Source organism: Adhaeribacter arboris (assembly GCF_003023845.1).
Lineage (GTDB): Bacteria > Bacteroidota > Bacteroidia > Cytophagales > Hymenobacteraceae > Adhaeribacter > Adhaeribacter arboris.
Window position 1 is genome coordinate 3,193,222 of sequence record NZ_PYFT01000001.1, and the last position, 15,211, is coordinate 3,208,432.

Here is a 15,211-nt window from a genome sequence, read left to right on the forward strand (position 1 = left end):
TTTAAAAATTATAATTTACCGCAATACCCGGAACATAACCCACCGATTTAAAAGTACCGGGTACTCCTCCGGACAAATTAGCGGCATCGGTCCTTTTTTTTCGGTTTAAGTACAGAAAAGAAGCATCTAGGCCAATTTTGGGAGTAATCTGGTAGCTCAGTCCCGTAGAAAGACCTATGGCATTTGCATCGGGAGTTTCGGGAGTTAAATAACCATTTTCAACGGGTGATTGGTCGAAATAACCGCCGGCTCGCACTTGTAATTGATCGGAGATCGCGTACTCGGTCCCCAAGCGATAAATAACAACATCCTGGTAATTGCGAGCATTTTCGGTAAACTCGCTTCCGTTTACCGCCTGGCTATAATCAAACCGCAAAGATTTATACGCACTCCACTGCACATACTGCGCATCGGCGGCAATTGTTAATTTGTCCGTAGCTTTAATTCCTAATCCAAAGGTAATATTAGCTGGTAACGGTAAAGCAACATCAAAGGTAGTGCCCGCTGGAAAACGAGAGGCAATGGGAGGCGCAGCAGGAATAGTAAAAGTAGCATCGCCATCTTTTACTTCCATTTTTACTTTAGAGCGGTAACTAACTCCCACGGAAATATTATCGGTGGCTTGAAAATAAATTCCGGCATTAAAACCATAACCTTTCGCGCCGCCGTCTAATTCAACGTGTCCTTCCTGACGATTGGCATCTTGCAGCGGTATACTGCGCTGCAGATTTACACTGCCAATGGCAAACACTGGTCCGGCTCCCACGCTTATCCTATCGGTAATCGCGTAGCTAAAAGTCGGCTGAATAAAAATAGCTTGTAAAGTAAGTTCATTTAAACCAAATCGGCCTTGCCAGTTAGTGCCCCAGTTAACCGATGAACCATACGGGGTATATACTCCGATGCCCACGCGCGCTTTATCATTAGCAAAGCCATACGAACCATAAACCTGAAAAGGAGTACCCAGCGGATTATCCGTAACAGTAGTAGCATTACCGGGCTCTGGTTCCTGGTAGGCCGTTTTAGAAATTAAGGGGCTTATTCCTACCTGAAAGCCATTTTGCCGTAGTTGCGCCAAGGCACCCGGATTAAAAAAGATACTCGCCTGGTCACGGGCTAGTCCTACCCCGGCATGTCCCATGCCAATTTGTTTCTGTCCTTGTAAATTAACCTGAAAACCACCCGCGTAAGCTATTTCCGTTAGCAGGATACCACCCAAAAGACAAAGTACTTTTACTCTCATACAGTTGATTTAATCTATTAACCCAATTTTAATTGTTACAAACTTAAATATTTATATTTCGTTAACTTGTTTCTGTTAAAAAATATTTATTAACAAACCTTATTTTCTGCTCTAATTTAAATAACGGGATTGCTTTAAGAAATGTTATTAGAAAATTTCTAATATACTACAAATTAGCAAAGGTTCGAAATATCCTAAAAATCAGAAAGTATCTTACTATTTTTTCTTGGCTAAGGTAAATAAATAAACTCAGGCCTTTATCTATTATTCTTTTATCATAAGCCAGTTAAATCAAAAATAAGGCTCTGCCGGTAAGCAACTGGTAATAATGGAAAACTCCCGTATCTTGAATTCGTTTACTTAAGCGAAAAAAGGAGATTGAAATGTACGATGTAATTATAGTGGGTGGTGGCCCGGCCGGAACGAGTGCTGCGATGCTGTTGGGGCGCTGCATGCGTAAAGTTCTTTTATTTGATTCCGGATTAGGCCGAAACCGGTGGTCGAATGCGATGAATGGCTTTATTTCGCGCGATGGTTATAACCCGGTTGAATTCATTAAACTTGCCCGCGAGGAGTTAACCAAGTATAATATTGAAGTAAAAAACAAAGTAGTAAAACACGTAAAACGCGCCGAAAACTATTTTGAAGTTACCGACCAGGAAGATCATTGTTACATGGCCCGTAAGGTTTTACTGGCAACCGGGGTGAAAGATCGGGTACCGGAGATACCCGGCATAGAAGAAAAATACGGTAAAAGCGTACACCATTGCCCCTACTGCGATGGCTGGGAATCACGAAATAAAGCGCTGGGAGCATATGGGCTAGGTCGCGATGCAGTTGGTTTATCTTTGTCTTTAAAAACCTGGAGCAGCGATGTTACTTTATATACCAATGGCACCCGTAAACTGCGCCGCGAAGACAATGCCTTGCTGGAAGCCAATGAGATAAAAATATGTACTGCTCCCATTGAACGCTTAGAAGGCGAAGGCAGCGAACTTTCCGAAATAGTTTTACAAGGAGGAAGCCGCCTCAAGTGCGAAGCTTTATTTTTTTCTACGGGCTCCGAACAACAATGCGATTTAGCCACCAGCCTGGGCTGCGATTTTACGAGTAAAGGCGTAGTAAAAACCTATCAGCATCAGCAAACCAATATTCCTGGATTGTACGTTGCCGGCGATGCCGCCCGCGACATGCAACTAGTAATTGTAGCGGCCTCCGAAGGCACCAAAGCCGGGGTGATGATTAACAAAGAACTACAGGAAGAATTTAGGTTGCAGATAACCGACGTGCGGGTGTAAGTTGTCAATCATTCATTTTACTTAGCCAAAATAAGCAATCACGAAAACAGGTTAAAGCACTTGCTCTACAGGAAGAAACCATTCATCTACTTAGTTAAATGGTTTCTTCCTGAAAGAGAGAAAAAAGTAAATTTTATTCCTGAAGGTTATTGTAATCTTCCTACTTTCATTTTGAAAAACTATTCTGGTTTAAATATTTCATGGAAAAGGAACGGAATAACCACATAGCTAGTTTTCAGGCCAATAGTGCAATCAATCCTTATGAGAATACGTTTGGCAATTATAATTATCCTATTTCTACTTCCCCCGCAGGTTTTTTCCTGGGGATTTTTTGGCCACCAGCGTATAAACCGATTGGCGGTGTTTACTCTTCCTCCCGAGATGATCGGCTTTTACAAAAAACACCTGACTTATCTTACCGAAAATGCTGTAAACCCCGACAAACGCCGGTACATGATTCCGCAGGAAGGACCCCGACACTTTATTGACCTGGATGTATACGGCGACAGTGCCGCTACTAAGTTACCCCGTACCTGGCAAGCAGCTACGGCTAAATTCACCGAGGATTCTTTATTGAAACACGGCATTGTACCCTGGCACATTACCCGCGTAAAAAACCAACTTACCGAAGCATTTAAACAGCACGACCAACTCGCTATTCTCCGGCTCTCCGCCGATTTGGGGCATTACATTGCCGATGCTTGCGTGCCTTTGCACACCACCCATAATTACAACGGTCAATTTACCAACCAACGCGGCATTCACGGTTTATGGGAATCGCGGTTACCGGAGTTGCTCGCCGACCAGTACGACTATTTTGTAGGTTCAGCCCAGTACATTGAACAGCCGCAGGTACTAGCCTGGAAAACCGTACAACGTTCTAATGCGGCGCTGGATTCGGTGTTCCGCTTTGAAAAGGAAGTTTCTGCGAGTTTTTCTGCTGATCGTAAATATGCCTTTGAAGAACGAAGCGGCACCACGGTAAAAGTATACGCGGCCGCGTTTTCCAAAGCGTATCACCAACGCCTGAACGGACAGGTAGAACGCCAGATGCGGCTAGCCATTCGGTTGGTAGGCAGTTATTGGTATACCAGTTGGATAGATGCCGGTCAGCCGGACCTACGTAATTGGCAACCGCTCACCGAAACCCAAAAGCAACTATTATTGGAAGAAAAACAACAATTACGGCCCTCATTTACTCCCGAACGGGCTCACGAAGCGTTTTAAATTATGTACCGGATTAATACTAAAAACACAGGCAAATATGTTTACTTTTGGTCGGCCTATGTTTTCGTTACATCTAGCTGATAAAACTTTGGGTAAGTCTACAATTCAGTTATTGCTTTCGTCTATACCGAACCCACCAGTTCTGTTTCCGGCACGGGTTCATGGTTGTGTATCTCGTCCAGGTGCATGATAATATTACCGTATTCGTCGGTTTCGTAAGCGCGTCGAAAACGGGCATTCCATACTAATTCTTCGTGCCGGTACGAATAGCGGGTATGCAAAACCTGACTGAAAGTATCGTCAAATCCTTTAATATGAATGAGAATTTCGGCCTCTTGCCGGCGCAAATCTTCCGGTGTTTTTCCGTACAAAGGGCTTTCCTCGTTAATAACGTGCACCATTGTCCAGTTCATCGGGAAGAAAACAATATTGGGAATTTCCAGTTTTAAAGCGTAGTATTTTCGGTTATGTTGGTTGTTGCTGCGATCCGCAAGTACTAGTATCATTCGTCCTTCCATCTCCATTAGCATATTGCTGCGCTGGTTTACAATCCGGAACATTAACTTGGGCCACGGCTCGGCGGGAGTAATAATCATATTGCGGCTAAATAAAATACGGGCCGATGGCCGGGAAAAGCGACCGTAAAGTAAACCTGTGGCTAAGGCAAAGAACAGCCAGCCACTCATGGCTTCAAAACTGGCTACTATATTGGCTGGTATCCCCTGCGGCGAAATATTACCGTACCCTACCGTAGTAAAAGTTTGTACGCTAAAAAAATAAACGCTCAGGTACTTGTTATCCGGAGGTAAATTAGCCAGATGTTCGATTCCCGCCAAAAAGTAAATACTCGCAAAAATTAAATTAATCAGCATATAAAATAGCAACATCAAGCCCAGAAATTTAGGCCACGAAGTATTAATTAAAAACAGGTAGAAGTCGCGGGAGGTGAAGTTGCCGCCTTTGCGCACCACGTTAAAAGAACCGTCTTTATTTATAATGCGTTTGGTTTGATTTGCGTACTTTTCTCCGAAGCCGGGGTCGGTGGTTTGCTGCAACATAAAATTTAAAGTAATATAAAACTGGTGTCCATCTGCTTCACTAAGTTACTGAATTATCTGTTTTAATATAGTTGGTCTTAGTGAATCTATAGGTTTTAGCTATTCGCTTTGTTATTACTTTACGCACTCTTAGCTGGGGTTCATTGAGTTGTAAATCGTAAAATTGTATCTTGAGCAAAATTCCTATTTACTTAATTCATTATGCGCCTACTTGCTTTTCACCGGCCACGGCTGGTGTTGCTTTTGTTTCTGATTTCCCTATTACGTTTCTCCTCCAGTTTGCAGGCGCAAAACAAGTCTGCCTTACCCGACCTGGCTGCGTTGGATGCTTATTACGAAAAAGCCCGCCAGGATTGGGAAGTACCCGGCATGGCCATTGCCATTGTAAAAAATGATTCGGTTGTATTCGCCAAGGGGTATGGCGTACTGAATAGCAAAACTGGTGGTCTGGTAAATGCGAACACTATCTTTGGCATTGCTTCTAACACCAAGGCCTATACGGCTGCCGCCTTAGCCATGCTGGTAGACGAAGGAAAACTAAACTGGCACGACCCGGTAACCAAATACCTGCCTTATTTTCAGCTGTATAACCCCTACGTCAGTCAGGCGGCGACCATCCGCGATTTGCTTAGCCACCGCGTTGGCCTTGCCACTTACAGCGGCGATTTGCTTTGGTACAATACTACTTACTCGCGCGAAGAGATTCTGCGCCGGGCCAAATTTCTAAAACCTACTTATGCCTTCCGCGATGGTTATGGATATTCTAATTTAATGTTTATTGCCGCCGGGCAAGTAATTGAGGCGGTATCCGGTCAAACCTGGGAAAATTTCATCCGGACGCGTATTTTACAGCCCCTCGGCATGCAGCAAACTTATTTATCGGTTCGGGAATTAGCGGGTAAATCCAATATTGCTTCCCCGCACGGTTTTGATGGTCAGCATAAACCAGTACCAACCACTTTTACGCCTTGGGATGCCTGGAACCCAGCCGCCGGAATTTTTACGTCGGGAAACCAACAAGCGCAATGGCTGATATTGCAATTAAACCGGGGCACGTATAAAGGCAAACGGATTTTCAGCGAAGCTGCCTCCCGTGAAATGTGGGCACCCGTACAACCCCTCTCCATAAGTTCGGAAGCCGAAAAAAATAATCCTTCTACGCATTTCTCGGCCACGGGCCTAGGCTGGTTTTTAACCGATTACCAAGGTCGCAAAATGGTAGCCCACGGCGGCGGCCACGAAGGAATGAACTCGCGTACGGTATTACTACCCGAAGAAAATTTAGGCTTTGTGGTTCTTACCAATAGTATGAGCAGCATCATGACCGCTCTGGGTAACCGTACGGTAGATGCTTTTTTAAGCGTACCTAATGCGCGCGACTGGAGTCAATTTTATTTAGCGGCCGTTAAAGCTCGGCAAGCAGGCGCCGGGCAAGCTGCCCCCACTACGCCAACAGCGACCAAGTTAGCACCAACTGCTTCTAAAAAGTTTACCGGCCGATACACCAGCCCTCTCTACGGCGATGCCATCATAACCGAAACAAGAAATGAATTACAGTTGCAACTAGTAGCCGCCCCCAGCTTAGGCGGAAAACTCATTCCGAATAAAGAAAACATTTTTGATTTGCAGTGGAAAAACCAATATGCCCTACTCACGCCTACTCAAGTACGATTTTTTACTAACCCGGAAGGAACTCTGGAAATGCGCTTGGATGCCAATAATCCGGATTTCATTTTCTCGGAACTAGAATTTAAGAAAGTAAAATAATAATGAGTTGATAATTTATAGTGAAGGTTTTTACAGTTACAACATAAATAGAATTTCAGATTATTTTACGCCGTGCAGTTTGTAGAATACAATTGCGTTTTCCGAAATAGTTTTTACCTGTTTGTTTTTTGCATCTACTAAGTTTATCCGACCTTGTTGGCGTAATTCGGAAAAAGCTTGCAGGTAATTAGTTAGAATAAAATGAGTACCCACGGCGTGGTCTTCGTAGATTTCCTGGATGGTGCGGTAATGAAACTCCCGGCGATTGCTGCTTAAGGCTTCGAGTAAATTAGTAAAAGTATATTTGCTTAAGTACTGAAAAAAACCGGGTAATAAAGGCATTTGCGGCTTTTGGTTCACCGAAAACAAGGGTACGCCATCTTCCTGATAATCGCTGTACCGGGCTATAATTTCTTTCATCAGAAAATAAGCTTGCTTGGTTCGGGCGGCAAATAAAAGGTAATGGCTGGTCTGGTCTTTCCCGGGCAGGTTAATTTTAAAAAACAGCGGATAATACTGATTTTCCTGCAACTTACTAATAAGCGTATCTACCACCAACTGTTCTTTTTTCCGGGAACTGTTTTCTTTTGGTGCGTACTCTTTCAAACTTGTTATCTCTTCGCCTAAAAGCACAATAAGGTCATTTCTTTCCTGGCTTGAATCCCAAGCGCCGCGCATCTTATTTGGGCTAAATACTAAAAGTAAGTCTGTGTTTCCCGACTGCACCGCAGGAGCCAGTAGTTCCTGCGCCAACAGAGTAAAAAAAGGATTGGTGATAAATAAAGCGGGCACTCGTTCCTTTAGCAGTTCAACTAAATAAGTTCGTTGGTCGGGTTCATTTAAAATAACAGGAGCATTCTCTAGATTTTCCCGGAAAGGTAATTGTGCTAAATCAGTGGCTAATTTCTCTAGTTCAGCTTTGGAGGCATTATAAAAGAAGGTTTTTACTATAGTATTTAAATTTTGCTCAGTTTCTTGGCTTCGATAAATCTGTTCTAAAATTAATCCGGCTTCGGCGAGCGAATTATCCTCGTTAACTAAATTCCCGGCGAGCAAGTCAACGTACAAAATGGTTTCAGGGGAAGGCGCAAGTTGCGTTAAAATTTGAGCGCACCATTTGCTAAAGTAAGCTTTTACTATTTCTGATTTTATTTCGGCGGCAGTACGTTTTTGCTTAAAAAAAGTATTTGTTTCGACTACAGACATAAGTTTATTTCTCGGAACGGACCACGCCTTATCAATTACAAATTTACGTTTTTCCCACTCCTTTGCCCTTACGAAAAAGAGCATTTAATAATTAAAAATTTAACTAAGCCAAAAGTTTAAATCCGGCTTTTTACGCCAAATAACTATTCGTGCTTTATACCACACACAAAAAAGGCAACCGTTAGAGCTGCCTTTTTTGTGTAATAGAAACGTACAACTTACCACTTAACTTACACCAGCTTCTTGTACCGGATTCGTTTTGGTTCCACGTCGCCGAGGCGTTTGCGTTTAGCTTCTTCGTAATCCGTGAAATTACCTTCGAACCACACTACCTGCGATTCGCCTTCGAAAGCCAGAATGTGGGTAGCAATCCGGTCCAGGAACCAACGGTCGTGAGAAATAATAACCGCGCAACCGGCAAAATTCTCGAGCGCATCTTCCAAAGCCCGGATAGCATTCACGTCCAAATCGTTGGTCGGCTCATCGAGTAACAGTAGGTTAGCGCCTTGTTTTAAAGTCATAGCCAAATGCACCCGGTTGCGCTCCCCGCCCGATAATACACCCACTTTCTTTTCCTGATCGGCGCCGGTAAAATTAAATTTACTCACGTAAGCCCGGGAATTAATCTGCCGGTTAGCGAGCAACATGGTTTCCGTACCGCCCGAAATAGTCTCAAATACCGATTTATTCGGGTCGAGGTCTTGGTGCTGCTGGTCTACGTAAGCGGTTTGTACGGTTGGCCCGATGGTGATAGCACCGGCATCGGGTTTTTCGCGGTGGGTAATAACCCGGAACAAGGTAGATTTACCCGCCCCATTGGGCCCGATAATTCCCACAATACCGGCCGGCGGCAACGAAAAAGTTAAATTTTCAAATAACAACTTATCCCCGAAGGCTTTGGTTAAGCCTTCGGCTTCTATTACCACGTTCCCTAAACGCGGGCCGTCCGGAATAAAGAGTTCGAGTTTTTGCTCTTTTTCCCGGGCTTCTTCGCTGGCCAGCTTTTCGTAATTACCCAAACGGGCTTTCGATTTGGCCTGACGGGCTTTCGGCGACATGCGGGCCCATTCTAACTCGCGTTGCAGGGTTTTCTGGCGTTTACTTTCTTGTTTTTCTTCTTTTGCTAAGCGATTCGCTTTTTGTTCCAGCCAACTAGAGTAATTGCCTTTCCACGGAATACCTTCGCCGCGGTCCAGTTCCAGAATCCAACCGGCTACATTATCCAGAAAATAGCGGTCGTGGGTAACGGCAATAACGGTACCTTTGTACTGCTGCAAGTGCTGCTCCAGCCACAGCACCGATTCAGCATCGAGGTGGTTGGTAGGTTCATCGAGTAATAAAACATCAGGCTCCTGCAACAACAAACGACATAAGGCTACCCGGCGTTTTTCTCCTCCCGATAAATTCCCGATTACGGCTTCTCCGGGAGGAGTGCGCAAAGCATCCATAGCGCGTTCCAGTTTATTATCCAACTCCCAGGCATTATGCTGGTCGAGTTTTTCCTGTACTTCACCCTGGCGGGTTAATAACTTATCGTAGTCGGCATCGGGGTCAGCAAAGGCTTCGTTTATTTCGTCGAATTCTTTAAGTAATGCTACTACTTCGGCTACGCCTTCTTCTATTATTTCTTTTACCGTTTTAGTTGCGTCGAGTTGGGGTTCCTGTTCTAAGTAACCCACGCTGTATCCGGGCGAAAAAGCTACTTCGCCCTGGTATTGCTTATCCACGCCGGCAATAACTTTTAACAAACTCGACTTACCCGAGCCATTTAAACCCAGCACCCCAATCTTAGCGCCATAAAAAAACGAGAGGTAAATATTTTTTAATACTTGTTTCTGCGGCGGGTAAATTTTACTAACCCCAGCCATCGAGAAAATAATGGTTTCGCTACTCATGCTTATTTTTTAAATTTCCTGTTCCTTGTACTAGTAAAAAATGTTCTAATAAGGTAATCTGCGGCCTAAAACCCACATCGAACTGTTGAATATTACGTATTTCCTTTGCAACGTTACTTAACCGCGGCTTTATGCTTTAAAAGTGGGCAAATATCGCAAATTATAATAGTTTCTGATTATGAAAATAGTTGGAAATGGTTAAACTTGTAAAAAATTAGATTTTAAATTTACCGCGTTCCCTCGATGGAAAACAAAGATTTATTGGAAGAAGCCAAGAAGTACGGCTTTACTCAGGACAATCAGGTGTGGCTAAAGCCTTTTATGAACTTTCCGGCCCGCCAGGTGGGCGAAGTGAAAGAAGTAGAAGACGAATCGCTGCAGTATTTTGCCTTTCGCTTTCAAACTTTTCAAGAAAAAGTTAATGCCCTGATTGATAAAATTTCTACTTCCGAAAACAAAGGCTCTTTTTTAATGAAAGTGCTGCACTTGAAAGAATTAGTAGGCAAATACGATGCTCTCGGCGATTTCGAATCCATTCACCATCAGCTTACCCAAGCCGAAAACGAAATAAAAGCTGCCATAGGCAAAAACCGGGATAAAAATTTAACTACCAAAATTGCTTTAATAGAAGAGGCGGAGGCTTTGCAAGACAGCATCGACTGGAAAGGAACGACCGAAAAACTGAAAGAACTACGCCAGAACTGGATAAAAACCGGCCCCATTGATAAAGCGCTGACCGATGAAATAGAAGATCGTTTTAAAAACGCGGTAGAAGTATTTTTTAAGCGCAAAAAAGAGTTTTACGAAGACAAGCACAATATGCTGTCGCGTACTTTGGCCAAATACAAAGCTTTAATTGCGGAATCGGAGGCATTAAAACATTCAGAAGATTGGGAAGGCACTACCAAAAAACTGAAAGATTTACAAAATCAATGGAAAGCTATTGGGGGCAATTTACCCCGTAAAACTTCCACGGAACTTTGGAATAGCTTTCGGAAAGCGCATAATTACTTTTTTGAAAGACTTAAAAATAAAATAACCGTTACAAAAACGGAGTCGAAAGATCGTTTCTTTGAAGATAACCTATCTAAGAAAAAGCAATTGGTTGAAGAAGCGCAAGGTTTACTTTCTTTAAACACCCACGAAGCCGTATCCCGCGCCAAAGAACTGCAGGCCGCCTGGAAAAAAGTAGGTCCGGTAAAAGGCGAAGAATCGGACCGCGTGTGGGAGCAGTTTATCATTGCCTGCGATAAAGTTTTTGAAATTAGCAGCCTCGAGCACTTTATGCGCAAAAAGTACCCGAATGCCGATAGAAACAACCACGCCGAGCAAATTCATAATCGCATTAATGCCTTACGTGATTTTATTAAATCGGACAGACAGGAACTGGAAGTACTCGAAACGAACTTAGGTAAATTATCTACTGCGCCGAATAACGATACTTTCCGCACCATGATTCAGGGCAAAATCAAGAACTTTAACCGGAAAATTAAAACCAAAACCGAACTTATTGAATTGTTTAAAAGTAAACTGAATAAGCAAGTATCGGGTTAATTCTTGTCCAGGTGTGTTAATTGGGGCCTATTTTTTTAAATAATACATTGTTTTAAAAGCAAAAGTCATAAAGTTTTTTAAGATATTTATTCCCTTAAATAAGAGCCTCTTAGGGTAAAACTTAGCTCTTAAAATGGTTGTGAGGATAATAGCAGAGGCGAAAACTAATAATAAAGTCAAACATTTATTTAGATTTACACGTTGTCATTTAAAAAATATATCTAATTTTTATATATTAAATTATATAAATAGTAGATTTAAGTACTTAATTCTATTTGTATTCCACATTTTAACGTTTTTAAGGAGATATAAACATGTATTGGACACTGGAACTAGCATCCTATTTAGAAGATGCCCCCTGGCCTGCTACAAAAGATGAATTAATTGACTATTCTATTCGTTCCGGCGCCCCGATGGAGGTGGTAGAAAACCTGCAGGCCTTGGAAGATGATGGTCAACCATACGAAAACATAGAAGAAGTTTGGCCGGATTATCCGACCAAAGAAGATTTTATGTTTAACGAAGACGAGTATTAGCAGATAATTAGAAATTATGAGTTAAAGTTAGAAATTAATAATACAGTCATTTCTAATTCATAATTTTTAATTTCTAGTTATAAACATGTTAGAAGTTAAAGATTTGGTTGCGGGATATGAGCAGCGTGTGCTTATCCGCAACCTTTTTTTTTCGCTCCGGGCACCAGCTTTTGTAGCTATTGTAGGCCATAATGGCGGTGGCAAAACTACTTTTTTCAAAGCTTTAACCGGTCAATTGCCGTATCAGGGACACATTCATATCCAGGGTATGCAGGTAAAGGATTTACCCCGGCGAGTTATGGGCAGTCTATTATCGTATTTGCCCCAGAAGAACAGCGTTTCTTTTCCGATACCTGTGCGCGATTTAGCCGTAATGGGACTCATCCGAAAAAAGCGTTTCCTGGAGAATTATGATGCGAATGATTACCACCAAGTCGACGAGCTTTTAAGTGAACTGGAAATAGCTCACCTAGCTCATCAGGATTTTACCCAACTCTCCGGCGGCGAACAACAATTAGTCTGGCTAGCGCAATTAATACTGCAAGATACCCCAATTTGCCTCCTCGATGAGCCTACTCAGCAGTTAGATGTGTACCATAAAAAGCACGTATTTCATTTAATGACCAGTTGGGTTACGCAGCAACAAAAAACGGTTTTATGTATTACCCATGACTTACCGAATCTGATTGGCCATACCGGTTATTTACTTAACCTCTCTAAGCCACACCCGCAGTTAGAAATTCTTAATTCAGAAACTCTTCAGGAAAATATTTCTTTTCTGGAGAAAAAACCCATTTGAATCAAGAATTTACTTCTGCAGCATTGCTCGTAAGGCCTTTACGTTATTTACTTCAATGGCATCGGGTTCCAATAATACCATTTTGTATATCGTATCGCGGGCTTTGCCGCCAAATAATACTACTTGTAAATGATAATAACGGGCTAATTTTATTTGAGCGGCATTTATGTGCTTTCCTTCGGCTACCAGGCCGTGCAAGCGATTTGCTAGAATTGTTTTTAAGCTTGCCTCAAAATCAGGGCTTATGTCCAGCAACAACTTGGCGCGTGGTTCGGCTATCCGGAAAGCATTTAATAATTCTGGCTTGGCATACACAATGGTTAGTTTTTCTATTGGGTAGTGGTATTTCTGTAATAAGTTTATCACACAACGGGCAAAATAAGTATTACGAGCCGGAGTGTAACTGCGTAAATCCAGGTGCAGGTACGGAAACTCCGGAAACTTTTGCAATTCCCGCAGCAAATCTTCTAAAGAAATAATTTTTTCCTGCTGAAAGAAATCGTACGGCCAGCCTCCTTTATAAGCTAAGCCTAACACCTTAGTTGCCGGCAGGTCCTCAATTTTACCTTTACCTCCTGACATCGTATTCAGGGTTTCATCGTGATACAAAATAGGTATACCATCGCGGCTCACGTGCACATCTACTTCTAAACCATCGGCCCCATCTTCGCGCAGCGCCTTTAACAACGACGTCATACTATTAGGAGGCAGCGGATTAAAGGGATTAAAGGGAGAGAAAAAGGCTCGTCCGGCATGCCCAATTACTAAAACTTTTCGGTGTTCCGGCGTAAGAGCCTTTATTTGCTGCTTAAACCCGATGGTATCGTATATAAAAAATAATGCGGTACTTATACTTACTATTAAAAGCAGAAGCCATAATTTGCGTTTCCAAACGACTTGCTTCGGTCCGGAGCGATTCATGAATCAAATATATAGCCCGTTAGGATAATACGTAAAATATTTCAGCATCTATTTTCAAGGGTCTATTATTTAGGTCATCTACTTTTAAAAACGTTGCCAACATGGGTGCTTCTTCGTCAATGTCAGATAAAACGCCAGTAAATAACCAAAACTTAATCCCGCTTTCCTTCATTATGCTCCTGGCGCTGGTCATTCGCTTGCTGGCGGCTTTTTTTTCCCGCGGTTATGCTTTTCACGATGATCATTTTGATGTGATTGAAATTGCGCAGAATTGGGTGTACGGTTTACCTATCTGGATTCACGATAAAATTCCGCCGCGGCACAGTATGTTTTACGCCGGAATTCATTATCTCCTCTTTTACATCTGCGAAGCCTTAGGATTGACCAGCCCAACGGGAAAAATGACGGTTGTTCGGTTGCTGCACGCGCTTTACTCACTGCTGGTAGTGTATTACGGTTACAAGATCACCGAAATGCTTTCAAATCAACGCAATGCCCGCCTGGTAGGTTTAATGCTCGCTCTTATCTGGTTTATGCCGTTTATGAGTGTGCGTAACCTGGTAGAAATGACGTGTATTCCGCCTTATTTGGCTGCTTTTTATTTAATTTTAAAACCTGAAACCAGCAACAAACGCTTACTATTTTGGCGTTACTTTGGCGCCGGAGCGTTACTGGCGCTTTCATTCGTGCTACGCTATCATGTTTTGCTATTGGTAGTCGGAATGGGTTTGGTGCTACTTTACCAAAAGCAATGGTTAAAAGTAATTTACCTGGGCCTGGGTTTCTTTATCCTAGCTTTCCTGATTCAGGGCACGATAGACCTAACTTTTTATAAATTCCCGTTTCACTCGGTAGTTACTTATTTTTTATATAATTCAGATAAAGCTTACAGCTACAGTACGGGTCCGGTTTACCGTTATGTTTTAACTATTTTAGGTTTTTTAGTGCCGCCCTTGAGTGTGTACCTACTCGTAGGATACGCCCGTACTGCCAAAATAGCGCCTACGCTCTTTGTATCCGGACTTGTCTTTTTCGTAGTGCATTCGGCTTTCCCGAACAAACAAGAACGGTTTATTCTGCCGCTATTCCCGATTATAATTATTCTGGGGGTAATTGGGTGGCAAAGCTTTGTGCAACAATCTAAATTTTGGCAAACCCGCCGCAAGTTGCTGGCTGCTAGCTGGACTTTCTTCTGGATTTTAAATATTATGGCAGCTGTATTGCTGGCATTTACTTACACCAAAAAAAGCAGAATCGCCCCTTTAGTGTATCTTTCGCATAAAGAAAATTTACACGGAATTTTACTTGAGTTTGGGGATAATAGCGTTAAAATGCCGCCTTTGTTTTACCTGGGCCGCATGGCCACCGAAGCCGAAACTTTTATTTCTGATAAAAAGAATATGTGGCGTAGCTACAAAGCCGGTAAGCCCTTGCCCGAAAATTTTGTGATGGTATACAGTTTAAACAACGATAAACCATTGAATAAACTAAAGGCCGAAGTAAACCCCCAATATGCCCCTAATTACGTAGTAGTGGTTGGTCAGGATAATCTAGAAAAGCGCTTACAACGGCTTCGCACCTTTTATCCTAATCTTAAACTAGATCAAACCATTGCCCCATCGCTTTACGACCAGGTATTACACCGTTTTAATCCCCGGGTGCACAAAGACGAACACGTTTGGATATACCAGATTATGTAAGCTGGTA

At 42.7% G+C, this 15,211-nt stretch carries 12 protein-coding genes; 7 read left to right on the forward strand and 5 right to left on the reverse strand.

The genetic code is table 11. The features are described from left to right. Window position 1: 1 nt before the first annotated feature. On the reverse strand, window positions 2-1,243 hold the full coding sequence (locus tag AHMF7605_RS13255; protein WP_106930060.1) for an OmpP1/FadL family transporter: 1,242 nt from the start codon (window positions 1,241-1,243) through the stop codon (window positions 2-4). A gap of 383 nt (window positions 1,244-1,626) precedes the next feature. Here AHMF7605_RS13255 and AHMF7605_RS13260 point away from each other — a divergent pair, with 383 nt between their 5' ends. Both AHMF7605_RS13260 and AHMF7605_RS13265 read left to right on the forward strand, forming a co-directional pair. Beyond that, window positions 1,627-2,541 (forward strand): NAD(P)/FAD-dependent oxidoreductase, encoded by a 915-nt coding sequence (locus tag AHMF7605_RS13260; RefSeq protein WP_106930062.1) that lies wholly within the window; start codon window positions 1,627-1,629, stop codon window positions 2,539-2,541. 261 nt (window positions 2,542-2,802) lie between these two features. After that, window positions 2,803-3,768 carry a zinc dependent phospholipase C family protein gene (locus AHMF7605_RS13265; protein ID WP_106930064.1) on the forward strand — a complete coding sequence of 322 codons (966 nt, stop codon included), beginning with the start codon at window positions 2,803-2,805 and terminating at the stop codon, window positions 3,766-3,768. A gap of 122 nt (window positions 3,769-3,890) precedes the next feature. Here the strand turns inward: AHMF7605_RS13265 and AHMF7605_RS13270 are convergent, their stop codons facing one another. Next, window positions 3,891-4,826, reverse strand: coding sequence for an ion channel (locus AHMF7605_RS13270; protein WP_106930066.1), 936 nt, complete (start codon window positions 4,824-4,826; stop codon window positions 3,891-3,893). A gap of 201 nt (window positions 4,827-5,027) precedes the next feature. On the opposite strand from AHMF7605_RS13270, the gene AHMF7605_RS13275 reads away from it, so the two are divergent. Then, a complete protein-coding gene (locus tag AHMF7605_RS13275; RefSeq protein ID WP_106930068.1) occupies window positions 5,028-6,593 on the forward strand; it encodes a serine hydrolase domain-containing protein in 1,566 nt (521 codons plus the stop codon). Between the two features lie 60 nt (window positions 6,594-6,653). Here the strand turns inward: AHMF7605_RS13275 and tcmP are convergent, their stop codons facing one another. Then, entirely contained in the window at window positions 6,654-7,799 is a 1,146-nt protein-coding gene (gene tcmP / locus AHMF7605_RS13280) for a three-Cys-motif partner protein TcmP (protein ID WP_158267508.1), read from the reverse strand. 230 nt (window positions 7,800-8,029) lie between these two features. Beyond that, on the reverse strand, window positions 8,030-9,694 hold the full coding sequence (gene ettA, locus AHMF7605_RS13285) for an energy-dependent translational throttle protein EttA (protein ID WP_106930072.1): 1,665 nt from the start codon (window positions 9,692-9,694) through the stop codon (window positions 8,030-8,032). Window positions 9,695-9,937: 243 nt separating this feature from the next. Between ettA and AHMF7605_RS13290 the strand changes: the two genes are divergently transcribed. From AHMF7605_RS13290 to AHMF7605_RS13300, 3 genes are all read left to right on the forward strand, one after another. Continuing rightward, window positions 9,938-11,248, forward strand: coding sequence for a DUF349 domain-containing protein (locus AHMF7605_RS13290; RefSeq protein ID WP_106930074.1), 1,311 nt, complete (start codon window positions 9,938-9,940; stop codon window positions 11,246-11,248). A gap of 314 nt (window positions 11,249-11,562) precedes the next feature. Beyond that, complete coding sequence (locus AHMF7605_RS13295) at window positions 11,563-11,784, forward strand: DUF2795 domain-containing protein (RefSeq protein ID WP_019948259.1); 222 nt, start codon at window positions 11,563-11,565, stop codon at window positions 11,782-11,784. Window positions 11,785-11,869: 85 nt separating this feature from the next. Next, the gene (locus AHMF7605_RS13300) at window positions 11,870-12,583 is read left to right on the forward strand and encodes an ABC transporter ATP-binding protein (protein WP_106930076.1); all 714 of its coding nucleotides are present in this window, start codon (window positions 11,870-11,872) and stop codon (window positions 12,581-12,583) included. A gap of 9 nt (window positions 12,584-12,592) precedes the next feature. Here the strand turns inward: AHMF7605_RS13300 and AHMF7605_RS13305 are convergent, their stop codons facing one another. Beyond that, window positions 12,593-13,504: a glycerophosphodiester phosphodiesterase gene (locus AHMF7605_RS13305; RefSeq protein ID WP_106930078.1), complete on the reverse strand. Its 912-nt coding sequence runs from the start codon at window positions 13,502-13,504 to the stop codon at window positions 12,593-12,595. 119 nt (window positions 13,505-13,623) lie between these two features. Between AHMF7605_RS13305 and AHMF7605_RS13310 the strand changes: the two genes are divergently transcribed. Beyond that, window positions 13,624-15,204, forward strand: a complete 1,581-nt coding sequence (locus AHMF7605_RS13310; protein WP_233219042.1) for a glycosyltransferase family 39 protein — start codon at window positions 13,624-13,626, stop codon at window positions 15,202-15,204. Window positions 15,205-15,211: the final 7 nt, after the last annotated feature.